Source organism: Kitasatospora sp. SUK 42, from assembly GCF_015776785.2.
Classification (GTDB): domain Bacteria; phylum Actinomycetota; class Actinomycetes; order Streptomycetales; family Streptomycetaceae; genus Kitasatospora.
Genome location: NZ_LFMD02000007.1, coordinates 1421703 through 1446247, shown reverse-complemented (window position 1 = coordinate 1446247; position 24545 = coordinate 1421703). Strand labels below are relative to the sequence as shown.

18 protein-coding genes are annotated in these 24545 nt (G+C 72.4%); 8 read left to right on the top strand and 10 right to left on the bottom strand.

Features of this window, described 5'->3' with window-relative positions; genetic code table 11:
• Nucleotides 1–162 precede the first annotated feature (162 nt).
• Together RZ50_RS27930 and RZ50_RS27925 are read left to right on the top strand one after the other, a co-directional pair.
• Entirely contained in the window at nt 163–2271 is a 2109-nt protein-coding gene (locus RZ50_RS27930; RefSeq protein WP_196948428.1) for an FAD-dependent oxidoreductase, read from the top strand.
• On the top strand, nt 2268–4100 hold the full coding sequence (locus RZ50_RS27925) for an alpha-keto acid decarboxylase family protein (protein ID WP_196948429.1): 1833 nt from the start codon (nt 2268–2270) through the stop codon (nt 4098–4100). The genes RZ50_RS27930 and RZ50_RS27925 overlap by 4 nt, the downstream gene beginning before the upstream one ends.
• 119 nt (nt 4101–4219) lie before the next feature.
• On the opposite strand, the gene RZ50_RS27920 is transcribed toward RZ50_RS27925, so the two are convergent.
• The gene (locus RZ50_RS27920; protein ID WP_196948430.1) at nt 4220–5404 is read right to left on the bottom strand and encodes a serine hydrolase; all 1185 of its coding nucleotides are present in this window, start codon (nt 5402–5404) and stop codon (nt 4220–4222) included.
• Nucleotides 5405–5627: 223 nt separating this feature from the next.
• On the opposite strand from RZ50_RS27920, the gene RZ50_RS27915 reads away from it, so the two are divergent.
• Nucleotides 5628–6374 (top strand): GbsR/MarR family transcriptional regulator, encoded by a 747-nt coding sequence (locus tag RZ50_RS27915; RefSeq protein WP_196948431.1) that lies wholly within the window; start codon nt 5628–5630, stop codon nt 6372–6374.
• Nucleotides 6375–6490: 116 nt separating this feature from the next.
• On the opposite strand, the gene RZ50_RS27910 is transcribed toward RZ50_RS27915, so the two are convergent.
• The 9 genes from RZ50_RS27910 to RZ50_RS27870 all read right to left on the bottom strand — a co-directional run bounded on the left by RZ50_RS27910 (nt 6491) and on the right by RZ50_RS27870 (nt 19539).
• On the bottom strand, nt 6491–8170 hold the full coding sequence (locus RZ50_RS27910; RefSeq protein WP_308272385.1) for an ABC transporter ATP-binding protein: 1680 nt from the start codon (nt 8168–8170) through the stop codon (nt 6491–6493).
• Nucleotides 8167–9156: an ABC transporter permease gene (locus tag RZ50_RS27905; RefSeq protein ID WP_196948432.1), complete on the bottom strand. Its 990-nt coding sequence runs from the start codon at nt 9154–9156 to the stop codon at nt 8167–8169. Before RZ50_RS27905 ends, RZ50_RS27910 begins: the two co-directional genes overlap by 4 nt.
• Nucleotides 9153–10205, bottom strand: a complete 1053-nt coding sequence (locus RZ50_RS27900) for an ABC transporter permease (protein WP_196948433.1) — start codon at nt 10203–10205, stop codon at nt 9153–9155. Before RZ50_RS27900 ends, RZ50_RS27905 begins: the two co-directional genes overlap by 4 nt.
• A gap of 32 nt (nt 10206–10237) precedes the next feature.
• Nucleotides 10238–11956 carry an ABC transporter substrate-binding protein gene (locus tag RZ50_RS27895; protein ID WP_196948434.1) on the bottom strand — a complete coding sequence of 573 codons (1719 nt, stop codon included), beginning with the start codon at nt 11954–11956 and terminating at the stop codon, nt 10238–10240.
• Between the two features lie 434 nt (nt 11957–12390).
• Nucleotides 12391–14205, bottom strand: coding sequence for an alkaline phosphatase family protein (locus tag RZ50_RS27890; protein ID WP_196948435.1), 1815 nt, complete (start codon nt 14203–14205; stop codon nt 12391–12393).
• A 228-nt stretch (nt 14206–14433) separates the two neighbouring features.
• Nucleotides 14434–14880: a cupredoxin family copper-binding protein gene (locus tag RZ50_RS27885; RefSeq protein WP_196948436.1), complete on the bottom strand. Its 447-nt coding sequence runs from the start codon at nt 14878–14880 to the stop codon at nt 14434–14436.
• Nucleotides 14881–14971: 91 nt separating this feature from the next.
• Nucleotides 14972–15154, bottom strand: a complete 183-nt coding sequence (gene dmpI / locus RZ50_RS27880; RefSeq protein WP_196948437.1) for a 4-oxalocrotonate tautomerase DmpI — start codon at nt 15152–15154, stop codon at nt 14972–14974.
• Nucleotides 15155–15266: 112 nt separating this feature from the next.
• Nucleotides 15267–16163 (bottom strand): LysR substrate-binding domain-containing protein, encoded by an 897-nt coding sequence (locus tag RZ50_RS27875; protein WP_196948438.1) that lies wholly within the window; start codon nt 16161–16163, stop codon nt 15267–15269.
• 85 nt (nt 16164–16248) lie between these two features.
• Entirely contained in the window at nt 16249–19539 is a 3291-nt protein-coding gene (locus RZ50_RS27870) for a BTAD domain-containing putative transcriptional regulator (protein ID WP_217680952.1), read from the bottom strand.
• Nucleotides 19540–19716: 177 nt separating this feature from the next.
• On the opposite strand from RZ50_RS27870, the gene RZ50_RS27865 reads away from it, so the two are divergent.
• The 5 genes from RZ50_RS27865 to RZ50_RS27845 all read left to right on the top strand — a co-directional run bounded on the left by RZ50_RS27865 (nt 19717) and on the right by RZ50_RS27845 (nt 24510).
• Nucleotides 19717–20259: an SDR family oxidoreductase gene (locus RZ50_RS27865; protein WP_196950148.1), complete on the top strand. Its 543-nt coding sequence runs from the start codon at nt 19717–19719 to the stop codon at nt 20257–20259.
• Between the two features lie 126 nt (nt 20260–20385).
• Entirely contained in the window at nt 20386–21630 is a 1245-nt protein-coding gene (locus tag RZ50_RS27860) for an MFS transporter (protein ID WP_196950149.1), read from the top strand.
• Between the two features lie 49 nt (nt 21631–21679).
• Entirely contained in the window at nt 21680–22048 is a 369-nt protein-coding gene (locus tag RZ50_RS27855; RefSeq protein ID WP_196950150.1) for a MerR family transcriptional regulator, read from the top strand.
• Between the two features lie 78 nt (nt 22049–22126).
• A complete protein-coding gene (locus RZ50_RS27850; RefSeq protein WP_196950151.1) occupies nt 22127–22975 on the top strand; it encodes an alpha/beta fold hydrolase in 849 nt (282 codons plus the stop codon).
• A 356-nt stretch (nt 22976–23331) separates the two neighbouring features.
• On the top strand, nt 23332–24510 hold the full coding sequence (locus RZ50_RS27845) for a transposase (RefSeq protein ID WP_254803080.1): 1179 nt from the start codon (nt 23332–23334) through the stop codon (nt 24508–24510).
• The last annotated feature ends 35 nt before the right edge of the window (nt 24511–24545 follow it).

The following is a 24545-nucleotide window of genomic DNA, read 5'->3' as shown; positions in this document are numbered from 1 at the left end:
TCGCCATGCCTGTCGCCCGCCCACCGCGAGGAGGCCCGAGCGTGACCACAACCCCCGCCCGTCCCGCCTTCGTGCCGTGCATCGAGGTCCCCGACAAGCCGGTCGGCTCCTGGCCACCGAGCGACCACCGAGTGACCACCGAGCGCCCCTGAGGAAACACCCATGGAGAACCCCGTCATCGAGGGCACGGCCACGGGTCGCGCCCGCTGGCAGACCTGCCGGCAGCTGGCGCGCGAACTGCTACTGGTCGGCCCTGACGACAAGGACCTGAAACTGCGCTACCTCGACGTCCTGATCAAGGACGGCATCCCGGAGACGGACGACCCCAAGGACGTGCTGATCGTCGGCGCGGGCATCGCCGGCCTGGTCGCCGGAAAGCTGCTCAAGGACGCCGGACACAACGTCACCATCCTGGAGGCCAACGCCAGCCGGGTGGGCGGGCGCATCAAGACCTTCCGCACCACCGGCGACGAGGAGGACGGGCCGTTCTACGACCCGGAGCAGTACGCCGAGGCCGGGGCGATGCGACTGCCCAGCTTCCACCCGCTCACCCTGGCCCTGGTCGACAGCCTCGGCCTGAACCGGCAGCTGTTCTTCAACGTCGACATCGACCCGGACACCGGCAACCCCGACGCACCCGTCCCCCCGGTGGTCTACGAGTCCTTCGAACCCGGCAAGGTCTGGAAGTACGGCACGGACAGCCCGGACTTCCGCGAACCGGCCAAGCGCTTCAACTCCTGGATCCGCGCGAACCGGATCCAGGCCCGCCGCGGCGAGTACGCCGCCGACCCGAGCTGCATCAACGAGGGCTTCCACCTCACCGGCGACGAGGCGCGGATCACCGCCGCCGACATGGTCAACCAGGCACTGGAGCCGGTCCGCGACTACTACTCGGTGATCAAGGACGGCAAGCGGGAGAACAAGCCGTTCGCCGAGTGGCTGGACGGCTGGGCCCGGGTGATCCGCGACTTCGACGGCTACTCGATGGGCCGCTTCCTGCGCGAGTACGCGGGCTTCAGCGACGAGGCCATCGAGGCGATCGGCACGATCGAGAACATGACCTCCCGGCTGCACCTGGCCTTCTTCCACACCTTCCTGGGCCGCAGCGACATCAACCCGAACGCCACCTACTGGGAGATCGCGGGCGGCAGCTGGAAGCTGCCCCACGTGCTCGCCGAGGAGCTCCGGGATGAGCTGCGGATGGGCGAGCGGATGATCCGGATGGAGTACTGGGACCCGCGCCGGGACGGCGGGGGCGGCCTCAACGTCGGCCCGAACGGGGCGCAGGTCGCCGTCCTCACCGTTCCCGAGGAGGACCCCGAGGCCGAACCCGAAGTCTGGAAGGGCGACTTCGCGATCGTCACCGTCCCCTTCTCCGCCCTGCGGTTCGTCCAGGTGACGCCCCCGTTCTCGTACAAGAAGCGCCGGGCGATCATCGAGACCCACTACGACCAGGCCACCAAGGTGCTGCTGGAGTTCTCCCGCCGCTGGTGGGAGTTCACCGAGGCGGACTGGAAGGCCGAACTCGACTCCATCTCACCCGACCTGTACGACTACTACCAGCGGGCCGGCGAGGAGGACGCCGAGGCGGCCGTGGCCGCCGCCCACAACGGCCACCGGCCGCCGCGCAACCTGCCGGAGGTCCTGCTCGGCGCGCACGGGAGCGTGGACGAGCGACGGATCAGCCAGGCCCAGCGGGACGTCTACCAGCACACCGCGCTGCTGCGGGCGAGCGTACGCCCCGCCACCAACTGCTTCGGCGGCGGTTCGACCACCGACAACCCGAACCGCTTCATGTACTACCCCTCGCACCCGGTGCCGGACAGCGACGGCGGCGGCGTGGTGCTGGCCAGCTACAGCTGGTCGGACGACGCGGTGCGCTGGGACTCCATGGAGGACGACGAGCGCTACGTCTACGCGCTGCGCAACCTCCAGTCGGTGCACGGCCGCCGGATCGAGGTGTTCTACACCGGCTACGGACAGACCCAGAGCTGGCTGCGCGACCCGTACGCCTTCGGCGAGGCGGCGGTGTACACCCCGCACCAGATGACCAGCTTCCACCTCGACGTGGTCAAGCCGGAGGGCCCGGTGCACTTCGCCGGCGAGCACGTCTCGCTCAAGCACGCCTGGATCGAGGGCGCGGTGGAGACCGCCGTCCGGGCGGCCATCGCCGTCCACGAGGCGCCACCGCCGCCGCCCCGGGCGCAGCCGGAGATCCGGCCCGAGGTGCGGGAGCGCCGGGAGAGCCGACAGGAGGCGCTGAGCCGATGAGCCGCGACGACGAGTGGACGGTGGCCCGCTACCTGGCCACCAGGCTGGAACAGCTGGGCATCCGGTACCTGTTCGGGGTGCCGGGCGACTTCCTCGGCCCGTTCCTGACGATCATGCAGGCCACCACCAGGGTGCGCTGGATCGGCACCCCGACCGAGATGGGCGGCGGCTACGCCGCGGACGCCTACGCCCGGGTGCGGGCCGCCGACGCCGACCCGGACAAGCCCGAACAGGGCGTCGGCGCCGTCGCGGTGACCTACGGGGTGGGAGCGTTCAGCCTGCTCAACACGGTCGGCGGCGCGTACGTCGAGGACGTGCCGCTGATCGCGATCAACGCGGCGCCCTCGTACGAGCAGTGGCTCAACCAGCAGGCGGTCGGCCTGCTCACCTCGCACATGAGCCCGCGCCGGGAGAGCAACCTCGCCGTCTACCGGCAGGTCACGGTGGACGCGCAGGTGCTCTCCAACCCGGGGCTCGCGCCCTCCCAGATCGACAGCGCGATCACCGCGTGCCTGACCGAGCGCAAGCCCGTCTACCTGGAGGTGATGGAGGACCTCTGGCACGCGCCGTGCGAGCCCCCGCAGGGCGAACTCCGCGCCCACGAACGGCCGTTCACCAAGCGCAACGAGGAGATGCTGGCCAAGGCGGTCGAGGCGGCGGTGGAGCTGATCGACACCTTCGGGACACCGATCGTCTGGGCCGGCGAGGAACTCGTCCGCCAGCGGCTGGAGGACGAGCTGCTGGAGTTCGTGCAGACCACCAGGATGCAGTTCTGCACCACGGTCGGCGCGAAGTCCGTGGTCTCCGAACGGCACCCGCTGTTCGCCGGCGTCTACAACGGCAAGGCGAGCCTGCCGGAGATCCGGAAGACCTTCAAGAACGCCGGGTGCCGGATCGGCCTGGGCACCTGGTCCACCTCCAAGAACCTCGGCGGCGAGCAGTCCATCGGCGACGACTGGATCGTGGCCGCCCGCGACGGCGTCAGCGTCGGCGCCAGGTACTTCCCCGAGATCCGACTCGGCCGGTTCGTCCCGGCGTTGCGCGACGCCCTGGCGGGACGGACCTTCCCGGCCGACCACTTCGCGCTGGCGCACGCGGCGGGCCTGGACGTCCCGGCCAGCACGGCCGACTTCCTGGACTCACTGAGCACCGACCGGTACCCGGAGGAGCTGACCTACGACAGCTTCTTCGAGCACGTCAACTTCTTCCTGGAGCACCAGGCCACCGGCGGGGACCCGGAGGCCCCCTCGCCGTTCACGGTGGTCTCGGACGCCGCGTTCGCGCTGCTCGGCTCGATGAACCTGCGGATCACCGAGCGGGCCGGCTTCCTGGCGCAGAACAGCTGGCTGTCCATCGGCTACTCGGTCGGCGCGGCCACCGGCGTGGCGCTGGGCCGGCAGCAGCCGATGAAGCGGCCGCTGGTGTTCGTCGGGGACGGCTCGTTCCAGGAGATCTGCCAGGAACTGTCCACCCAGGTGCGCCACCACCTGCGGCCGGTGGTCTTCGTCCTGGACAACGAGGGCTTCTACGGCATCGAGCAGATGCTGGTCAGCCCCTGCTACTACAAGGAGAAGCCGTCCGACGGGGCCGACTTCTACAACGTGCTGCACCCGTGGCGGTACGAGAAGCTGGCCGAGGTGTTCGGCACGGACAAGGACCGGATGCACGGGTACGAGCTCACCACCCACGCCGAGCTCGACTCACTCCTGCTGGACATCGCCGACCCCGGCAACGACGTCAACCACGCGCCGATCCTGGCCCGCGTCCGGCTCAGCCGGCACGACTACCCGAGGGCGCTCCAGTACAAGATCGACGAGAAGTGCACGTAGCCCCGGAACCAGGAGGCGGCCCCGGCGTGCGACGTTCCGCACACCGGGGCTTCCTCTTGTCGGCACAGTCCTCCGGGCGGCCACCGCCTCGGCCACGGGCGCCCTGGTCCGCAGCCCTCTCAGGAGGTGGCGGCCGGGGCGGCCGGGCAGAACTCCGCCTCCAGTTCGGCGGTGAAGATCCCGATCGGCGAACCCCAACCACCCTTGGCCCAGTCGCCGTTCACCTCGGTGGAGAGCAGGTGGCGGCCGTCGCGCGTCCCGAAGGTGTAGGACCAGGATCCGTTGATCGCGCCGCCCATGCCCCACACCGTGCCGCAGGACAGCTTCAGCGAGGCGACGCCCAGGCCGTACCGGGTGTCCGGGATCCAGTGGCCCTGCGGGTCCAGCACGGTGAACATCTCGCGCTGCTGGGCGGGCGGCAGCATCCGCCCTTCGAGCAGCGCGCGGAAGAAGGTGTTGAGGTCGCCGGTGGTGGAGATCATGTCGCCGGAGGCGTACCCCCAGGAGGGGTTGAGGTCGGTCACGTCGTAGACGGGGGCGTCGTCGCCCGGCACCATCAGCTTGGAGTAGTGGCGGCCGTGCGGGCCGTGGATGCGCATGTCGCCGGCGGTCGGCTCGTAGGTGCTCTTGAGGTGGAGCGGCCTGGTGATCCGTTCGGCGATCTCCTGTGCCAGGCTGCGGCCGGCGGCCTTCTCCACGATCATCCCGGCGAGCGCGTAGTTGGTGTCGGAGTAGGCCCAGCCGGTCCCCGGGGCGAACTTCGGCCCGTTGACGACGGCGGCCTCGACGAGCTGGCGCGGCGTGAGGTCGTCGAACCGGTGCCGCAGGAACGGCGGGCCGACGAACTCGTCCGCCAGCTGCGGGGCTTCGGCGTAGTTGAACACGCCGCTGGTGTGGTTCAGCAGCTGGCGGACGGTGATCCGGGAGCCGTCGTAGCCGTAGCCGTCGACCAGGCCGGGGAGCCAGTGCTCGACGCTGTCGTCCAGGCTCAGCCGCTGCTCGGCCGCCAGCTGGAGGACGACGGTGGCGACGAAGGTCTTGGTGGTGCTGCCGATCCGGAACCGGTCCTTCGGCGCGATCGCGCGGCCGGTGTTCACGTCGGCGGTGCCGGCCGTCCCGAACCAGGTCGAATCGCCGTTGCGCACCTCGGCCCGCGCCCCCGGCAGACCGGCCTCGGACACCGCGCGGTCGAGCACGGACTGGACGCCCTCCCGCGGGCCCCCGTCGGCGGAGGCTACCGGAGCAGCCGCCAGCAGGGTGCCGACAAGCGCGGCGGTGAGCGTGGTGCGGACGGTGGTCTTCATGATGGTCTCCCCCTGATCGCGGCTGGTTTCGCTTTCGAGGAAAAGGCTAGGCCCGCGTTCGCCGATCCATCAATGCCCTGCCCGCCAAGGGGAGTTATACGACCAGGTAGAAGCCGATGAATCCTTGCAATGGCTCTGCCGACTAATGCAATGAACCTGGCGCTCGACTGTTGCAATGGGATCAGGGGCAGGCGCATACTCGGCAGCGACGAGAGGAGCGCCCGTGCCAGGCGCCAGGCTGACCCAGGAAGAGCGCCGCCTGATCGCCGCCGGGCTCACCGCGGGGTTGGGCTACGGGGAGATCGCCCGGCGGCTCGCGCGCCCCGCCTCCACGGTCACCCGCGAGATCGCCCGCAACGGCGGACCGTCCGGCTACCGGGCGGACAACGCGCAACGCGCCACCGTACGGCGCTCCCGACGGAGCAGGACCGCGCAGCCCCGGGTCCCGGAGGGCAGCGCGACCACGGGCGACGGACGCGATCCGGCCGCCGTGGAGGAGTACGCGACGCAGCTCGCCGAGCTGCTGGCGCGCCTCGGCATGCCGCGCATGGTGGGCCGGGTCCTCGCCTGTCTCTACGTCACCGACTGCGGCAGCCTGACCGCCGCCGAGTTGGTGCAGCGGCTCGGGGTGAGTCCGGCGTCGGTCTCGAAGGCGATCGGCTACCTCGAAGGCCAGGAGCTGGTGCGGCGCGAACGGGACGACAGCGCTCACCGCGAGCGGTACGTCGTCGACGACGACATCTGGTACCGGGCGCTGCTCGCGGGTGCCCAACGCAACACGCTGCTGGCCGAGTTCGCGCGCAGCGGCGCGGACCTGCTCGGCACGGCCACACCGGCCGGAGCGAGGATGGCCGAGGCCTCGGTCTTCCTGGAGCACATGGGAACGGACATCGTCCACGCCGCACAGCGGAGGCGACGGCAGCGGGCCGGGGAGCCGGCACCGACCGGGTCGGAGACCCAGGTGCAGTGACCTGTGACGCCGGGCTCGTGACGAGGAGCGGCTCCGGCGTACGTCGGCCGCCCGGATCGAGCCCGGGCCGGCCCGCACTCCGCCGGGTGCGGGCCGATCCGGGAGCCGGGGGGCGGTCAGGCCGTGGCGGAGGCCAGCCTGGCGTGGCGCCGGGCGGTCGCCTCGGCCGGGTCCAGCACCGGTACGGCGGCCAGCAGGCCCTTGGTGTAGGCGTGCTGGGGGGAGTCGTAGACCGTGTCGGCGTCGCCCTGCTCCACGATCCGCCCGGCGCGCATCACCGCGACCCGGTCGCTCACCTGGCGGACCACGGCGAGGTCGTGGGCGATGAAGACCAGCGCGAGACCGAGGTCGCGCTGCAACTCGCCCAGCAGCTCGACCACCTGGGCCTGCGTGGTGACGTCCAGCGCGGAGACCGGCTCGTCGCAGACGATCAGCCGCGGCTCGGGTGCGAGCGCCCGGGCGATGCCGACCCGCTGCCGCTGCCCGCCGGAGAACTCGTGCGGGTAGCGGTGGTACCAGTCGGCGTCGAGGCCCACGCGTTCGAGGAGGTCGCCGACCCGGGTGCGGATGCGGCGCTCGTCGGTCTCACCGGCGATGCGCAGCGGGTCGGCGACGGACTCCCCGATGGTGCGGCGCGGGTTGAGCGAGGACACCGGGTCCTGGAAGACCATCTGCAACTCCCGGCGGAGCGGGCGCAGTTCCTTCTCCCCCAGCGCGCCGATGTCCCGGCCGCGGTAGTGGAGCCGGCCACCGGTCGGCTCCAGCAGCCGGACGAGCATCCGCCCGAGCGTGGTCTTTCCGGAGCCGGACTCGCCGACGATGCCCAGCGTCTCGCCGGCCCGCACGGTGAGCGAGACGCCGTCCACGGCGGTCACGGGGGCGGTGCGCCGGGCGAGGCCGCGGGTGGCGAACTCCCGGCGCAGGTCGGTGGCTTCGAGCAGGACGTCGCCCCCGGCGGACACGGCGGTGGCGCCCGGAGCCTCCGGGGCGTCGACCCGGGGCACCGCCGACAGCAGCGCGCGGGTGTACGGCTCGCGCGGGGTGCCCAGCACCTCGGTGACCGGGCCGTGTTCCACCGCCCGGCCGTCCTTCATCACCAGCACCCGGTCGACGCTCCCGGCGACCACGCCCAGGTCGTGGGTGACCAGGACCAGCCCGGCCCCGGTCTCGGCGCGCAGCTCGTGCAGCAGGTCGAGGATCTGGGCCTGGACGGTGACGTCCAGCGCGGTCGTCGGCTCGTCGGCGACCAGCAGCCGCGGCTCGCAGGCCAGGGCCATCGCGATCAGCACCCGCTGGCGCATGCCGCCGCTGAACTCGTGCGGACGCGACCGCGAGCGCCGCGCCGCGTCGGCGATGCCGACGCGGTCGAGCACCTCGACGGCCCGGGCCCTGGCCTCCTTCCGGGAGACGTCGCGGTGGACCCGCACGACCTCGGCGATCTGGTCCCCCACCGCGTAGTACGGGTCGAGGGCGGAGAGCGGGTCCTGGAACACCATGGCGGCCAACCCGCCACGCAGGCGCCGGAGTTCGTCACCCTCGGCGGTGACGGCGTCGACGCCGGCGACCCGGACCGAGCCGCCGATGCGGGCGCCGGTCCCGCGGTGCAGGCCGAGCAGTCCGTAGGCGACGGTGCTCTTGCCGGAGCCGGACTCGCCGACGATGCCGAGCGCCTGCCCGGCCTCCAGGGTGAAGCCCACCCCGTCGACGGCGCGTACGTGGCCGTCGCCGACCGGGAAGTCGACGACCAGGTCCCGGACCTCGACGAGAGGTCCGGCGTTCAGGGGTTCGGCGCTCACGTCAGGACCACCCTTCGGTCGGACACCGCGTAGAGCACGTCCGCGATGACGTTGGCGAGGACCACGAAGAACCCGGTGACGAGGGTGAGGCCCACGACGGTCGGCAGGTCGATCAGGCTGACCGAGCTGACCAGCAGCTTGCCGAGCCCCGGGAGGCCGAAGAGCGACTCGGTCAGCACGGCGGACCCGAACAACGCCCCGAGGTCCATGGCGGTGAGCGCGATCACCGGGGTGAGCGCGCCGCGCAGCGCGTGCCTGGTCACCAGGTGCCGTTCGCTGACGCCGTACGCCCGGAAGGTCCGGATGTGGTCGTCGGCGAGGGTCTCCAGCATGGACGAGCGGGTCAGCCGGGCGTACTTGGCGGACTCGATGAGCGCGAGCGAGATCCAGGGCAGCAGCAGGCCCCAGAACCACTGCTGCGGGTCCTCGGTGAGCGGCACGTAGGTCGGGAAGGGCAGCCACTGGAGCTGGGCGCAGAAGACGATGAGCAGCACCAGGCCGATGACGAACACCGGGACGGAGTTGCCGGCCAGCGTCAGTGCGGTCAGCAGGCGCTCGCTGAGCCGACCCCGGCGCAGCGCGGAGAGCAGCCCGGTGCCGACCCCGAGGATCAGCCAGACCACCATGGCGCCGAGCGCCAGCGAGGCCGTCACCGGGAGGCGGGCGGCGATCATGTCGGTGACCTGCTCGCCGCTGCGGTAGGAGATGCCCAGGCAGGGGGCCTGGCAGTGCAGCAGGCCCGTCCCGGCGCTGAAGTCGCGGCCGGCGACGAGACCCTGGAGGAAGTGGGCGTACTGCAGGTAGACCGGCGCGTCGAGGCCCAGCCGTTCGCGCACCTGGGCGACCTGGGCGGGGCTGCACTTCTCGCCGCAGGCCAGCTGGGCGGGGTCGCCGGGGGCGATGTAGAAGACCGCGTAGACGACCAGGGAGAGGACGAGCAGGACGCCGAGCATGCCGACGGCCTTGCGGAGCAGGAAGCGGGTCATGCGGTGGCCTCCTCGGCGGCGTTCGACGGGCCGGGCCCGGTCGGCGTCGGGCCGCCGGAGCCGTCCGCCGTCGGACCGTCGGCGCCGCGCGCCGTCCCGACCCGCAGCCGGGAGGCCGCGCGGGGGTCGAGCTCGGTGCGGACGGCGTCGCCGAGCACGGTGAAGGCGAGCACGGTGGCGAACAGCAGCGCGGACGGGAGCAGCACGTACATCGGGTCCGCGCGGAACCACGTGGTCGCGCCGGAGAGCATCTGGCCCCACGACGAGGTCGGCGGCTTGACGCCCACGCCGAGGAAGGACAGCCCGGCCTCGCCGATCACGTTGGACGGCAGCAGCACCGCCGCGTAGGTGATGACCGGCGCGGCCAGGGACGGCAGCAGTTCCCGGCGGGCGATCCGCCAGCGGCCGGCGCCGGCGAGCCGGGCCGCGGCCACGTAGTCGAGCTGCTTGAGGCTGAGCGTCTGGGCCCGGACCAGCCGTGAGGTGCCGCCCCAGCCCAGCAGCCCGATGACCAGGGTCAGCAGGAGCGGGCGGGGGAAGTCGGAGGGCACGATGGCCATCAGCGAGATGGCGAAGACCAGCGAGGGCAGCGCGAGCATCACCTCGGTGGTGTTGCCGATCAGCTGGTCGAGCAGCCGGCTGCCGAGGCCCGCGGCGAGGCCGAGCAGGACGCCGATCGTGACCTGCACGAGGGTGGCGCCGACGGCGACGAGCAGCGAGATCCGGGCGCCGTGGACGAGCCGGGCGAACACGTCGCGCCCGGTGCCCGGTTCGACGCCGAGCCAGTGCTCGGCGCTGACGCCGCCGAAGGAGCCGGTGGGCACCCCGCCGGCCGCCGAGTCGAGCAGGTCGTTGTGGAAACTGGTGGGGTCCTGGCCTTCGATCGCGCTCAGCAGCGGTGCCGCCGCCGCGATCAGGGCGAGCAGGACGATGACGAGTCCGGCGGCGAGGACGGTGCGCCGCGCGAGCAGCCGCCGCCACACCTGCCGTCCCCCGGCGGCCGGGGAGGCCGCGGGGGCCTCCCCGGCTCTGGGTTCCTGTGGAGCCATGGTTGTCTGACCGATCCGTCCGATCCCGTCCGCTACTTGACCGCGACCTGGGAGATGTCGAGCACGCCGGTCCAGTCGCTGATGACGATGTTGCGGACGTCCTTGCCGGACAGCCGCTTGTAGACGGGGTGGAAGAGCGGGATGGTGAGGGCCTGCTCGCCGATCCGCTTGTCCAGGGCGCCCCAGCGCTTGGCGGCCTCGGCGTGGTCGGTGATCTTGTTGATCTGGTCGATCTCGTCGTTCACCGACGGGTCGTTCAGCTGGGCGGAGTTGAAGTTGTAGCCGTCGGTGACGATCTGCCGGCCGTCGAAGATCGGCGCGAGGAACGGGCCGCCGGACGGCCAGTCGGCGCCCCAGCCGGCGAGGAAGAGGCCGGGCTCGGTGCCGACGGTGTGGATCGTCTTGGAGTACTTGGTGCCGTCCAGGACGTCGAGCTGGACGGTGATCCCGGCCGCCTTCAGGCCGTCCTGGACGGCGGTGGCCAGGTTCGGGCCGTAGCCCTTGCCCGTTTCGGAGGAGTGGGTGAGCGTGATGGTCAGGCCGTCCGGGTAACCGGCCTCCTTCAGCAGCTCCTTGGCCTTCTCCGGGTTGCCGGTGGCGCCGGCCGGGAACGGGTCGTACGGCGTGTAGCCGAAGGCCTCCTGGTTGGGCAGGTAGGTGGTGGCGGCCTCGGCGAGCGAGGAGCCGCCGGCCGCGTTGACGACCGAGGTGCGGTTGATCGCGTAGGCGATGGCCTGCCGGACCTTGGGGTCGTCGAAGGGCTTGACCTTGGTGTTGAACGCCAGGTAGTTGACGTAGCCGAAGTGGCCGGTGCCGACGCGGGAGGCGAGGGCCTTGTCGTCCTTCACCTGGGCGAGTTCGGAGGGGCCGAGGTTGGTGTCGGTGGTGACGGCGGCCGCGTCGGGGCCGGTGCTGGCGGAGAGCCGCTGGTTGATCACCGCCGGGTCGAGCCCGGACTGCACGTCGATGGTGTCCGGGTACGCCTTGCGCTGGTCGTCCGTCGCCGAGGACCAGTTGGGGTTGCGCTTGAGGACGAGGTGCGCGCCGTCGTTCTCGTTCTTGACGACCTGGTAGGGGCCGGAGGAGACGGGGTGGTCCTGGTACTTCGTGCCGGTGTCCTTGGCCTTCGGGACGGGTGCGAACTGCGTCTGCGTGGCCAGGTACGGGAAGTCGCCCTCGGGCTTGTTGAGGTGGAAGACGATGGTCTTCTCGTCCGGGGTCTCGATGGCGGCCAGGCCGCGGTCGTCCTTGTACGGACCCTGGTAGTCCGCGGCCCCGACCAGCCAGTCCCTCAGGAACGGTGCGCCACCGGAGAGTTCGGGGGCGAATGACCTCTCGATGCCGTACTTGACGTCGGCGGTGGTGATCGGCGAGCCGTCCTCGTACTTGAGGCCGTCCTTGAGGTGGTACGTCCACACCGTCGCGCCCTCCGACGGGGTGCCGGTGTCGGTGGCGAGGTCCGGGACGACCTTGGTGCCGGCCGCGCCGTCGACCCGGTTGCGGGTGGTGAGGGTGCGGAAGACCAGGGAGGGCACGTTGCCGCCGCCGGAGGTGTAGAGCCGTGCGGGGTCGAACTGGTCCTGCGGGTTCTGGTTGAGGACGGTGAGGGTGCCGCCCTGCTGCGGCGCGGCGTCCTTGCTGCCGCTTCCACCGCCGTCGGCCTTCGGTCCGCACGCCGCCACTCCGACGACCAGCGCGACGGTGACGGTCGCCGCGGCGAGGCGGCGGGGGGTGAAGGTGCTTCGAGACATCGGAAAGAGGGCCTTTCGCTACCGATGGTGTGCGGAGGAAGGCGGGCGACAGTGAGGCCTGGGGATGGGTGAGCGGCACTGCGCCCGCAGGAAGGGGCGGCGCCCCGAGGCGGCGATCACCGCAACGCTTCGGGACAGGCGGATTCAGCGACAGAGATTGTCGGAAACGCAGTGCGCGGCCACGCCGATCAGCGCCAGCTCAATGGCGGCGCACTCGATCGGGTGACGGTCAGACATGCCGAGAAGACTGTATGACTTTAAGTGGAATGTCAAAACCCCGAACATCATCCGGCCACCGCGCGAGCTCCGGAAACGGACTCCCGCCAGGGGCCGGGAGATCCCGGGGAAGCGGGAAAACCCAGGGGGGGCGCGCCGCACCCGGCGAGCGGCTCGTCACCGGCCGCTCGCCGGGTTCGGGCGTCGACAAGGAGGCGTCAGCCGACGGTCAGCGGGAACGGCCCGGAGAGCACCGTGTAGCCGTCGTTGGCGAGGTAGTACGCGTCGTACCGGCCCGCACCGTTCAACTTGCCGGTGGAGAAGGTCACCGCGCCGCTCTGGTTCGGCGTGTAGGCCCAGGCCGACGAGGACTGGGAACCCGGGGTGACGCCCGCCGGGTAGATGCCGACCCAGTTCTTCGCCCCGGCCTGGAAGGCGTTCGGCACGGAGTAGCGGAGAGTGACGTTGCCGCCGTTCGCGACCGCGTTCAGGTCACCGGTCAGCGTCGGCCCGGTCGCCGTGGACGGTGCGAAGGCGGCGTTCAGCGGGGTGGCGTAGGTGTCGTTGGCGGTCAGCCCCGGCAGGCCGAGCGCCGATTCGATGGTGCGGCCGATCCCGTAGTGGTCGTAGTGCAGCGGGCTGCTGGTCCCGGCCGGGACGGTGCCCTGCGAGCCGACGACGACACTGGCGACATGGTTGTAGCCCTCGTTCTGGCTCTCGTCCCAGGTCAGGATCAGCAGCGAGCGCTCCTGGGTCCACGCCGGGGAGGACAGCACCGGGGCCAGGGTCTGCTTCAGCCAGCCGTCCTGCACCTTCAGGCTGGCGGCGCTGCCGTTGCCGGAGGCCTCGCCGTCGTAGTAGTCGTCGGCGGCGATCCAGGAGAAGTTCGGCGTGGTGGCCGCCGACCGCAGGTCGGTGGTCAGCTGCGAGGTGTCGAACAGGTGCGCCGCGCAGCGGGCCGGATTGCCGCTGATGTCGGTGTAGTTGATGAACGGCGCGTCGTCGGGCATGTAGTAGCCGTCGTACGTCTTCGTGGTGTTGCAGGGGGTGCCCATACCCTGCTCGTAGGCCTTCCAGGTCTTGCCGGCCTCCTCGATCGTGTCACCCAGGTTGCGCTGGGGGGAGTTGATGTCGGGCCAGTAGGTCGCGCCCTTGGTGTAGGTGTCGCCGCCGGCGATGGCGAGGTAGTTCTCGTCGCTGGGGTGGTAGACGGCCCGGGCGTCGGTGAGGGTGGCGCCCTGGGACATCAGGCCGTGGATGTACGGCGTGTCCGCCGGGTCGTTCATGATCTGGGAGTAGTCGGTGTTCTCCATCATGACCATGAACACGTGGTCGTAGCCCGGCACTTGCGAGGCGGGCGGGGTCGGCGGCGCGGGTGCGGCGACCGGGGTGTCGAGCGTGAGCGAGAGGTTGTCGAGGTAGCCGGTCTCGTGCGAGGTGGACAGGAACTGCACCTCGACCTGGATCGACCGCGTCCCGGCCGGGACGGTTCCGGTGGTGCTGCGGGAGAGGAACCCGGTGCTCAGGCCCCGGTCGGTCGCGGAGACGGTCGGCAGCTTGGCCGTCCCCCCGACCGGGCGCCCGTTCGCGTCCTGGAAGTGCAGGCTGACGGCGACGTAGCCGCCGTAGGTGGTCCAACCCCCCAGCCAGCCGGCGAGGTTGTAGTGCACCGCGCCGCCGTCGATCGCCGTGGCCGCCGAGGAGACGTCGACGTTCTGCGACATCGCGCCGTCACCGAAGTTCCCCGGCCCGAAGAAGGCCTTGCCGGGGGTCCGCCCGTCGCTCGGCAGGCCGAAGGAGCCCGCCGAGTGGCACATGACGTTGATGCCGCCGGCCTGCGTCGTCCAGCCGGGGACGGTGGTGGCTGCGCTCCAGTCGCCGGTGCAGAAGCCGCCGGCCTCCGCGTCTCCGTTGACGATCAGGTTGCCGCTGCTCCCCGCCGCCTGGGCGGGGGCGGGGGCGGCGACGACCAGCGCGCCGATGAGCGGAAGGGAGGCGAGCAGCCCGCTGAGGGGGCTCCACCGCAGTCGCATGGGGGTACCTCGTCCCGTTGGTGAGGGTGGGTGCCATGGCATACGCCACGAGCGGGACATAGGTATCCGGTTGATGCTGTCCGGTGGAAGACCGCCCGGACGAACGCCGGTCGAACTTGACCAGACAACTTCGATCACCCGGGCCACTCCTCAGCGGCAGCGGGGCGAACGTCGGCCGACCGCCGGACCGCGGCCGTGCGCCGGCCGGCGGGCCTCCCCCGTCACGGTCTACTGCACCACGACCGTGCCGTGCATGAAGGGGTGGATCGAGCAGATGTACGCGAATGTTCCGGGCGTGTTGAAGGTGTAGCTGTACGAGGCGCCTTTGGCCAGCGTCCCGGAGTTGAGCGGGCTGGAACCGCTGCTGGTCACCGTGTGCGCGTCGGTGTCGTTGTTGGTCCAGGTGACGGTGGTGCCCTTGCTGACCGTGATGGTGCCGGGAGAGAACGCGAAGTTCTTGATGGCGACCTGCTGCGCTGCGGCCGGGGCCTTGGGCACGGCCGTCAGGACGGTCTGCGACACCGCCGACGCGGCGACCCCCTGCGGTTGCGCGACCGCCGGACAGACGCCGACCGCGCCCAGTCCCACGGCGATCGCGGCAGCCGCCAGGGGTCTCGCGATCCGACGGCGCGTGCTGTCGTTGCTCTTGGTGTTCCTGCGTGATGTCTCGGTCATGATGCCCACCCAACGTCTGTCGGCTTTACGCAGGGCTCTTTTTTCAGCGTATTTCCGCGCCGCCGGGTGGGCATCTCGACAGGTCGGCCGGCTACCGGTCCGCGATGAGCTTGCCGGCCGCACCCCAGTTCTCCGCCTGGTACTCCTGGACGAACACGAACACGCTCTCGGCGGGGACCTCCAGCGTCTCCACGAAGGCCTCGGTGATCCTCTTGACCAGCTCGCGCTTCTGCTCGACCTCGCGCGGGCCCTGCTGAATGGTGACGATCGGCATCTTCGGCTCCTGACCGGGTGGTCCTGGTGGGCTTTCCTGCCGGGTTTTCCGGCTGAGACCAGTCCACCCGATCCGGCCGCCCGCACCCAGACCCGAATCGCTCTGGCAGCGATCACGAACCCTGATCGTTCCAGGTGGGGGCCGTCTGACGGCAGGCTTCCAGGAGCAGCCCGGGGAGCGGGGCGGAGCGCCGTACGGCGATCGAGGTCGGCAGGGCCAGCGGGGTGCGGCAGGGGCGGAAGGCGATCCGGTGGGCGTTCACCATCCGGGCGTTGGCGGCGTACACCACCGTCCACATCGGGGTTCCGCTGCCGATCGAGGCCAGGGTGTCCTGCAGGCTGCTGTGGGCCGGGGCGAGGACGGGCTGGACGCCGGCCCGCGCGCAGGCGTCCATCACCAGGTCCACCAGCGCCGGGTGGTTGCCGCGTTCGGTCAGCCGCAGCGGCAGGGCGGCGAGATCCGCGAGGTCGATCTCCGGCTGCTCGGCGAGGGCGTGCCGGGCGGGCAGCGCGATCACCAACTCGTCCTGCCAGACGGGCAGGAAGCGCAGCTCGGCGCTGCTCCCGGCGATGGCACCGCGCACGAAGGCGGCGTCGAGGCGGCCGTCCGTCAGCCGGGCGAGCCGCTCCCGCACCGGGGCGGACTGGAGTTCGACGCGCACGCCCGGGGCCCGTCGCCGGTAGGTGTCCAGGATCAGGTCGAGCCGCTCGCCGAGCGCGGTGACGGTGCCGAGCCGGAGCACGGCGGGTACGGCCAGGTCGGCGGCCAGGGCGCGGGCGGCGTCCTCGGCGGCCAGGACGTTCCTGGCGGCGGGCAGGAAGCGCTCACCGGCCGACGTCAGTCGGACGTACCGGGGCGACCGGTCGAACAGCTCGACCTTCAACTCCCGTTCCAGTCGCCGGACCTGCTGGCTCACGGCGGGCTGACCGAGCATCAGCTTCTCGGCGGCCCGGCCGAAGTGCAGTTCCTCGGCGACGGCGACGAAGCAGCGCAGCTGCCGTAGCTCCATGCGATCCCCCTGCTCGATGTGCCGACGGACCCATGCTCGCAGGCCGGGGCGCGGCCCCGGCACGGGGCCCGGGGACGGACCCTGGTCACCGGCCCAGGACCGGGGCGGCCTGGCGGAGCGCCTCCTCGGGGGTCAGGCGGGTGCCGCGCTCGAAGGCCCCGGTGAAGGCCGCGTCGCCCAGGGCGGTGCGCGCCGCGCGGGTGATGCGGTCGACGTCGGTGCGTTCGGCCGGGGGCAGCGGCGCGCCCACGCTGCGGCGGGCCGCCTCGGCCGCGCCGAGCAGCAGGGCCGCGTGCCCCGCGGCGGACGGGGTGCCGTGCAGGGCCGCCGCGCCGGCCAGCCCCTCCAGGGACAGCGCGAGGCCGCGCGGTTCGCCGAGCGTGCGGGCCACCTCCAGGCCGCGCAGGTGGTGGGCCGCGGCCCGGTGGGCGTCGCCCCGCAGCTCGGCGACGAACCCGAGTTCGGCCAGCACCAGGTGGTCGCCGGCCAGCGAGGACACGTCCGCGTAGCCGTCGCGCAGGTGCTCCAGGTGCGCCTCGGCGGCGTCGAGGTCGCCGGAGCGGCGCGCGCCGAGTGCGAGGCCCATCTCCGCGTGGATCTCGCCGTACTTGTAGCCCTGTTCGGCGGCGCCGGCACGCGCCTGTTCGTGCAGGTCCCGGGCCCGGTCCCAGTCGCCGGCCAGGAGCGCCAGGCGGCCCAGCCCGGACATCCGGGCCGACTCCTCGGCCGCCAGGCCCAGTTCGCGCGCCATCCGCAGCCCTTCGTACTGGCGGTGCGCGGCCTCCTCGTACTCGCCCCTGATCTCGGCGAGCGCCGCGAGCGGCGACACCGTCTGCAACTCGCCCCAGCGGTCGCCCACCTCGCGGAAGAGCGCCGCGCTGCGCCACCCGTCGCGCCCCAGCCCGGCGAGATCGCCGCGGACCAGCGCGAGCGCGGCCCGCAGCCCGAGCGCGGCCGCGGTGCCCCACTGGTCGCCCGCCGAGGTGAACAGGGTCAGCGCCCGGTCGTTCAGTTCGCCGCTGTCGGCCACCGCTCCCGCGCTGAACAGGCCGTACGCGCACAGCCACAGCGATCGTGCCCTGCGCACCGGGTCGGGGACGGCGGCACCGTCCGCAAGGGCGGCGGCCGTGTCGTGGTCGCCGGTGAGCAGTGCGAACGCGGCGTGCAGCAGGGCGAGTTCGGCGTCCTCGGAGCCCGTGTTCGCGGTCGTCGTGGCGTCCAGGACCGCCCGCAGGCTGCGGCGGGCCTGGGCGAGGCGGCCGCGCACCAGCCACCACCAGGACAGCGCGGTGGCCAGGCGCGCCGCCTGGACGGGGGCCCCGGCGGCGGCCCGGCGCACCGCCTCGTCGAGGGCCGCCCGCAGGTTGCCGGACTCGGCGTCGAGCCGGGCGAGCCAGGTGCGCTGTCCGGCGCGGCGCAACTCCGGCTCGGCGCGTTCGGCGAGCGCCAGGTAGTGGCGCAGGTGCCGATCGCTCACCGCGGCGAGGTCCTCCATCTCGTGCAGCCGCTCGGTCGCGTACGCGGCGACGGATTCCAGCAGCCGGTAGCGCGGGCCGGCCGGTCCGGCCACCACGTCCACCAGGGACCGGTCGACGAGCCGGATCACCAGGTCGGGCACCTCGGGGCCGGTGACGCCGTCGCCCGCGCACACCGCCTCGGCCGCCTGGAGGTCGCAGCCGTCGCTGAACGCGGCCAGGCGGCGCAGCACGATGCGCTCGGGCGCGCTGAGCAGCTCCCAGCTCCAGTCGATCACCGCGCGCAGGGTCTGCTGGCGCTCCGGCGCACCGCGCCGCCCCGAGGTCAGGAGCTGGAACCGGTCGCCGAGCCGGGCCGCCAGTTCGTGCACGCCCAGGGCCCGCACGCGGGTCGCGGCCAGTTCCAGGGCGAGCGGGATGCCGTCCAGACGGCGGCAGATCTCCGTGACGGCGGCGTGGTCGGCACCGTCGCAGGTGTCCGCGGCCAGGGAGAAGCCGGGGGCCGCGGCGGCGCGCTGGGTGAACAGCCGTACCGCGTCGTCGGTGGGCAGCGGCTCCACCAGGAACACCTCCTCCCCCGGTACTCCGAGCGGCTCCTGACTGGTGGCCAGCACCCGCAGGCCGGGCGCGGTGCGCAGCAGCAGGGAGACCAGTTCGGCGGCGGCGTCGACGACGTGCTCGCAGTTGTCCAGGATGAGCAGCGTACGGCGGTCGCGCAGCACGGCGGCGAGGTGGTGGGCGGGCGACCGGGTGCCGGTGCCGGAGACCGGCACCGCGGAGGGCGCGTGGTCGCTGATGCCGAGGGCCGCGGCGACGACCTGGGCGAGTTCGGCGGCACTCCCGTGGCGGACGCCGGAGAACTCCACGAACCAGGTGCCGTCGGGCAGATCCTCGGAGGCCCTCCCGCCGTGGATCGCGTCGGCCGCCGCCACGGCCAGCCGGGTCTTGCCCACCCCGCCCGGGCCGCTGAGGGTCACCAGGCGTGCGGTGTGCAGGAGTTCGGAGAGGCGGACGAGGGCCTCGTCGCGGCCGATGAGAGGGGTCAGGAAGGCGGGCAGGTGGGAGGAGGCGGGTGCGGCGCCCGCGGTGGCCTCCGTGTCCGCGGCCGTATCCGTGTCCGTGTCCGTACGGGGACGGGGGCGGGTGGCACTGCGCGGCGCCGCCGTCAGCTCCGGGTCCTGGCGGAGCACCGCCTGGTGCAGTGCGGCGAGTTCGGGGCTCGGATCGACGCCCAGGTCCGCGACGAGGCGCGCGCGCAGTTCCTCGTACGCCGCGAGCGCCTCGCTCTGCCGGCCCGCCGCGTACAACGCCCGCATCCGCAGCGCGTGGAACCGTTCCCGCAGGGGGTGCCGGACCACCAGGTCGGCGAGCTCCCCGGCGAGGAGCACCTGGTCCCCGAGCGCGAGACGGGCCTCGGCCTGTTCCTCCAGTGCGGACAACCGCTGCTCGGTGAGACGCTGCGCGGCTCCGCGGGCGAACTCCTGGTCGGCGAAGTCGGCGTAGGCGGGCCCGCGCCACAGTTCGAGCGCCTCGGTGAGCAGCGCGGCCCGGGTGGCCGGGTCCGCGCCGTCGCGGGTCCGGTCGACCAGGTCGCGGAACCGGACGGCGTCCACCTCGTCGGCGTCGCCGTCGAGCCGCAGCCGGTAGCCGGAGGGCTGGTGCACCACACGGTCCCGGCCCAGAACCCTGCGCAGCTGCGAGACCTTGGCCTGCAGCGCACCCGCGGGCCGGCCCGGTGGCCGGTCGCCCCACAGGTCGTGGATGAGGCGGTCCGCGGAGACCGGTCCGCCGTCGTGCGCCAGCAGATCGGCGAGCAGCGCCCGCACCTTCGCCTCGGGAACCCTGACGTCCACCCCGTTGTCGTCCCGCACTGCCAGTGGACCGAGCACCCCAAACCGCATGTGCGTCACTGTACGTCACGGATCCTTCCCCCCAGGCCCTGTCCGGCCGATCTTGCCGCCGACCGCAAGCCGGCCATCAGCCGTTCCGAAGGTTTCCCGAAGCGGCCCGGCGCACAGTCGTGACTGCCGGGCCGCACGACGTGGCCCTGGAGGCCGCCGTGGGGAGGGAGCGCACGCATGACCAGGTACGCGGGCCGGAAGGCCGTCGTGCTCGGAGAGGCCACCACGATCGGGCTGGCCATCGCCAAGCGCCTGGTGGAGGGCGGTGCCCAGGTCGTGCTGACCGCCGGTACCGCCGAGGAGCGCCGCGGCCTCCGTGCCGAGCTGGGCTCCAGCGCCCGGGTCGTCGCACCGTCCGGCCTGGGCGACTGCCTCGGCCCCGGCACCGATGTCGACCTGCTGTTCGCCGACACCGTCGCCACCGCCCGGCCGCTGCTGCCGCGCCTCAGGGACGGCGGCGCGGTCGTGCTCACCACGCCCGGCCCGCCGTCCACGGCCGTGCAGGCGCTCGCGGCCGAGCTCGTCTCCCGCAGCGTCCGCGTCAACGCCGTTGCGCCGGGCTGCATCGAGAAGCCGGGCGGCGGCGGTGCGCCCCTGCCGCCGCTGGGCCGCCTCGGCGCCGCCGAGGAGGTGGCACGGGCCGCGCTCTTCCTGGCCACCGAGGCCACGTTCACCACCGGCGTCCGCCTCCCGGTCGACGGCGGCCTCAGTGAGCCCTGACGCCGCACCGGCCGGAAGCGGCCGACCGCTCCCCCGCACCGATCCGGGCTCCTCACCGACCCGGGCCCGGGCGTCCGCCCACCCCGTCCACGACAACCCCGTCCACGACAACCCCGGAGCACTTCCATGAGCACCGCACCCGACACCGCGGCCGGTTCGGCCGCGCAGACCGACGCCACAGGGCGTCGGCAGGGCGTCGACGAACAGTCGCAGAAGCTGCCGATGTTCGCCCTGCTGGCCCTCGCGACCGCCGTCTTCATCACGAGTCTCACCGAGACCCTGCCCGCCGGTCTGCTCCCGGCGATGAGCCGCGACCTGCACGTGAGCGAGTCCGCGACCGGGCAGACGGTCACGATCTACGCGCTCGGCACCGCGCTCACCGCGATCCCGCTGACCGCGATGACCGCCGGCTGGCACCGCAAGCGGCTGCTGCTGACCTCCATGGTCGGCTTCGCCGTCGCCAACACCGTCACCGCGGTGTCCTCCGTCTACGGCCTGACCATGGTGGCGCGCTTCGTCGCGGGCGTCGCGGCGGGCGTGGCCTGGGCCCTGCTCGCCGGGTACGCACGCCGGCTGGCCCCGGCCCACCTCCAGGGCCGGGCGATCGCCGTCGCAATGGCGGGCATCCCGGTCGCGCTGTCGCTCGGCGTGCCCGCCGGCACCTTCCTCGGCAAGCTGTCCGGCTGGCGGGTGGCCTTCCTCGCGATGACGGTGCTGACCGTCCTGCTGTTGGCGTGGATCGCCGCGGCCGTACCGGACTTCCCCGGCCAGGAGCGCGGCGAGCGGCCGAAGATGCTGCACGCCCTTCGTGTCCCGGGCGTGGTCCCGGTCCTGTTCGTCACGCTGGTCTTCGTCCTGGCGCACACCATCATCTACGCGTACATCGCCTCCTTCCTCGACGACCTCGGCATGGGCGGGAACACCGACCTCGTGCTGCTCGTGTTCGGCGCGGCCTCGCTGGCGAGCATCTGGATCGTCGGCGCGCAGATCCACCACCGGCTGCGGGCGCTGACCGTCGCCTGCTCGGTGCTGGTCGCGGTGGCCGCCGCGGTGCTGGCCGTGCTCGCCGACAACACCGCGCTCGTCTACGTCGCCGCCGTGCTGTGGGGCCTGGGCTGGGGCGGGGTGCCGACCCTGCTGCAGACCGCGGCCGGTGAGGCGGGCGGCGAGTCGGCCGACGCGGCCCAGGCCATGCTGGTCACGCTCTGGAACGTCGCGATGGCGGGCGGCGGCGTGATCGGCGGTGTGCTGCTCGACGTGAGCGGCGCCGGGTCCCTGCCGTGGAGCGTGCTGCTGCTCATGGTGCCGGTGATCGCCGTCGTCGTGATCGCCCGCAGCCACGGCTTCCCGGCCAAGAGGGCGGCGCAGTAGGCGATCGGACGGCGTCGAGTACGGCGACGAAGGGCGAGGAGGAGTTCGCATGCGGATCGGAGAGCTGGCGGAGCGTACCCAGACCTCGCGAAGACTGCTGCGCTACTACGAGGAGCGGGGGCTGATCGCCTCCGGGCGCAACTTCAACGGCTGGCGCTCCTACGACGAGCGCAACGTGGACCGGGTCCACCAGATCCGCGGCCTGCTCGACGCCGGCCTGCCGACCCGCGTCATCCGGCAGATCCTGCCCTGTCTGGACGAGCCGGGGGCGATCCACGTCTCCGACGCCTCGCCGGAGATCATCTCGGCGCTGGAACGGGAACGGGACCGGATGACCGAGCGCATCCGGTCCCTGGTCCGCAACCGTGACGCCGTCGCCGCGTACCTCGCCACGGTGCGCGACGCCCATGCCGCCTGACCGGGCCGCGCCTGCCAACCAGCCACCCCTCTGGGGAATTTGACCATCACACTAATGTCAGCATCGGACTGTGGAGCCATGACCGAAGAGACTGGATCGATCCAGACCACCGCAACGCCGAACCAGGCACACCAACTGCTCCACCACGTCGAGTTCGGCTCCGGAACGCCCGTGGTGCTGATGCACGGCTACACCATCGACCACCGGCTCCTGCTGCCCCTGGAGCCCGTGTTCGCCGCCCGCGGCGGCTGGCGGCGGCTCTACGTCGACCTGCCCGGCCACGGCCGCTCGCCGCGGCTGACCGGGCCGGTCACGGCCGAGGCCATGGCCGAGGCGGTGCTCCACTTCGTCGACAAGGTCATCGGCGACGAGCCGTTCGCGGCCGTGGGCATCTCCTACGGCGGCATGCTCGCCCGGCACCTGATCGCCGAGCGGGGCCCGCAGGTCCTGGGTACGGCACTGATCTCGCCGCTGGTCAAGCCGTCCGGTGAGCGCGTGCTGCCCGAGCGGCGGGTGCTCGGCCGGGACGAGGCGCTGCTGGACTCGCTCGACGCGGCCGACCGCAAGCCGTTCGAGGCCTTCGCCCTGCACCAGGACGACGCCGGCTGGAGCGCCTTCCACGAGCACGTGCTGCCCGGCTTCCACGCCCACCACCGCGAGGACGCCGCCGCGCTCCTCAAGGCGTACGTGCTCAAGCAGGCCCCGGAGTCCCGCTTCGGCACCAACGAGGCCGCGCACCTCGTGGTGACGGGCCGCCAGGACCACATGGTGGGCTGGCAGGACCAGTTGGAGCTCCTGAAGCACTACCCGCGCGCGACCTACGCCGCCGTCGACGGCGCCGGCCACAACGCCCACCTCGACCGGCCGGACGCCGTGCACGGCCTGTTGGGCAACTGGCTCGACACCCTGGCGGCACAGCGCCGCTGACCGGTTCCGCGCAGCGGCCCCACGGACCGGCCGCCGAAGGCTACCCCCGGCCTTCGGCGGCCACCGGCGTTCCGGCCGCCCCACGCTTTCGCTTTCTTCATGAATCCTTGACACCTCGTCGACCGGACCCGCGGTGGCGCGTCAACAACACGCCGAGCGCGGGTTTCCGCCTTCCGGTTCGCGCCCTCCCCCCGTGCCGCACGCCGCGTTCTTCCAGCTCAGTGGGCGAAATCGCGAAGTACGGGCGCGCGACAGACGGGTTCGGCGCTCCGAAGGTACGTTGTTGACGTGCACAGGTTGCACGATGCACCGACCTCGGTGCGAGCGTTACGGGACACAAGGGGGCGTAGCGTTTTATGTCGTCGACGGGGGCGCGCACGGCAACGACCGATGGCGCGCACATGCAGCGATTCGTGGAGGACGTCTTCCGGTCACTCCACAGAGTGGAACAACGCCGTTGGGCCCGGGCGTACTTGTGGGCCCTGAGTCATGGATCCGGCAAGAAGACGCCGCGGCGCATGGCGCGCGCGGACTCCTTACCCTCGGCGGCCGCGCACGGGCTGCACCAGTTCATCAACGCCAGCCCCTGGGACTGGCAGCCGGTGCGTCACAGGCTCGCCCAGCGGGTCGCCGCGGAGGCGGCGCCCTACGCGTGGACGGTCGCCGACCTCACCATTCCGAAGAACGGCGAGCACTCGGTGGGCGTGCACCGGGTGGACGCTCCGACCGGGCAGCCCGTCAACGGCCAGCGCGCGGTGGGCCTCTTCCTGGCCTGCAACGGCCACTCCTTCCCGGTCGACTGGAGCCTGGTGCTCTCCGGCCCCTGGGACTGGGACCAGCAGCTCAGGCGGCGCGCCCGGATACCCGACGAGGAGAAGGAGCGGCCCGTCGGCGCCTACGTCCTCGACTACGCCGCGGAGGCGGTGATGCTGCCGCACGCCGCCGGGCTGCCCTGGGTCCTCGACCTGACCAGGTGCGACGACGCGGCCGGCGTGCTCGCGGGGCTGGCCCGGGAGCGGCTGGACATGGTGTGCGAGGTCGACCCCGGACAGGTCGTGCTCGCCGGACAGCACACGCCGGCCGTCAGGCCGGTGGGTGAGCTGATGAGGATGCGGCACGCCAGGCAGCCGCACGTGATGGTGCAGCAGACCCCGGAGGGCCGCCCCAAGGTCGTGCCGATCCACGCCTACGTCGGCACGGTGCGGCTGCCGCAGCTGGCGGGCACCGACGGCGCCGTGCGCACGTACCGGATCCTGGAACGGCCCGCCCCGGACGGCCACCTGCCCGCCCGGTACTGGATCACCAACCTCACCGACCGGCCGGTGGAGCAGGTCCTCTCCCTGGTGCGCGCCCGGACGGCCACCCAGTCCGGCATCTCCGTTCTGAAGGAACGCTTCGGCGTCCTGGACTTCGAGGGCCGTTCCTTCCCCGGCTGGCACCACCACATGACGATGGCCTCGGCCGCGTACGCCCACCAGTACCTCGGCGACACGTCGGAGGGCGTCCGGGCCGAGCTGAGCAGGGCCGCGAGCTGACGGCGGCCGAGGAAACCGAGGAAGAAGGGGGACAG

Bases quoted from the DNA above. Each gene is read 5' to 3' on its own strand.
- RZ50_RS27930 (WP_196948428.1), top strand. From the start codon at position 163: ATGGAGAACCCCGTCATCGAGGGCACGGCCACGGGTCGCGCCCGCTGG.
- RZ50_RS27925 (WP_196948429.1), top strand. From the start codon at position 2,268: ATGAGCCGCGACGACGAGTGGACGGTGGCCCGCTACCTGGCCACCAGG.
- RZ50_RS27920 (WP_196948430.1), bottom strand. From the start codon at position 5,404: ATGAAGACCACCGTCCGCACCACGCTCACCGCCGCGCTTGTCGGCACC.
- RZ50_RS27905 (WP_196948432.1), bottom strand. From the start codon at position 9,156: ATGACCCGCTTCCTGCTCCGCAAGGCCGTCGGCATGCTCGGCGTCCTG.
- RZ50_RS27900 (WP_196948433.1), bottom strand. From the start codon at position 10,205: ATGGCTCCACAGGAACCCAGAGCCGGGGAGGCCCCCGCGGCCTCCCCG.
- RZ50_RS27895 (WP_196948434.1), bottom strand. From the start codon at position 11,956: ATGTCTCGAAGCACCTTCACCCCCCGCCGCCTCGCCGCGGCGACCGTC.
- RZ50_RS27890 (WP_196948435.1), bottom strand. From the start codon at position 14,205: ATGCGACTGCGGTGGAGCCCCCTCAGCGGGCTGCTCGCCTCCCTTCCG.
- RZ50_RS27885 (WP_196948436.1), bottom strand. From the start codon at position 14,880: ATGACCGAGACATCACGCAGGAACACCAAGAGCAACGACAGCACGCGC.
- dmpI (WP_196948437.1), bottom strand. From the start codon at position 15,154: ATGCCGATCGTCACCATTCAGCAGGGCCCGCGCGAGGTCGAGCAGAAG.
- RZ50_RS27875 (WP_196948438.1), bottom strand. From the start codon at position 16,163: ATGGAGCTACGGCAGCTGCGCTGCTTCGTCGCCGTCGCCGAGGAACTG.
- RZ50_RS27870 (WP_217680952.1), bottom strand. From the start codon at position 19,539: ATGCGGTTTGGGGTGCTCGGTCCACTGGCAGTGCGGGACGACAACGGG.
- RZ50_RS27865 (WP_196950148.1), top strand. From the start codon at position 19,717: ATGACCAGGTACGCGGGCCGGAAGGCCGTCGTGCTCGGAGAGGCCACC.
- RZ50_RS27860 (WP_196950149.1), top strand. From the start codon at position 20,386: ATGAGCACCGCACCCGACACCGCGGCCGGTTCGGCCGCGCAGACCGAC.
- RZ50_RS27855 (WP_196950150.1), top strand. From the start codon at position 21,680: ATGCGGATCGGAGAGCTGGCGGAGCGTACCCAGACCTCGCGAAGACTG.
- RZ50_RS27850 (WP_196950151.1), top strand. From the start codon at position 22,127: ATGACCGAAGAGACTGGATCGATCCAGACCACCGCAACGCCGAACCAG.
- RZ50_RS27845 (WP_254803080.1), top strand. From the start codon at position 23,332: ATGTCGTCGACGGGGGCGCGCACGGCAACGACCGATGGCGCGCACATG.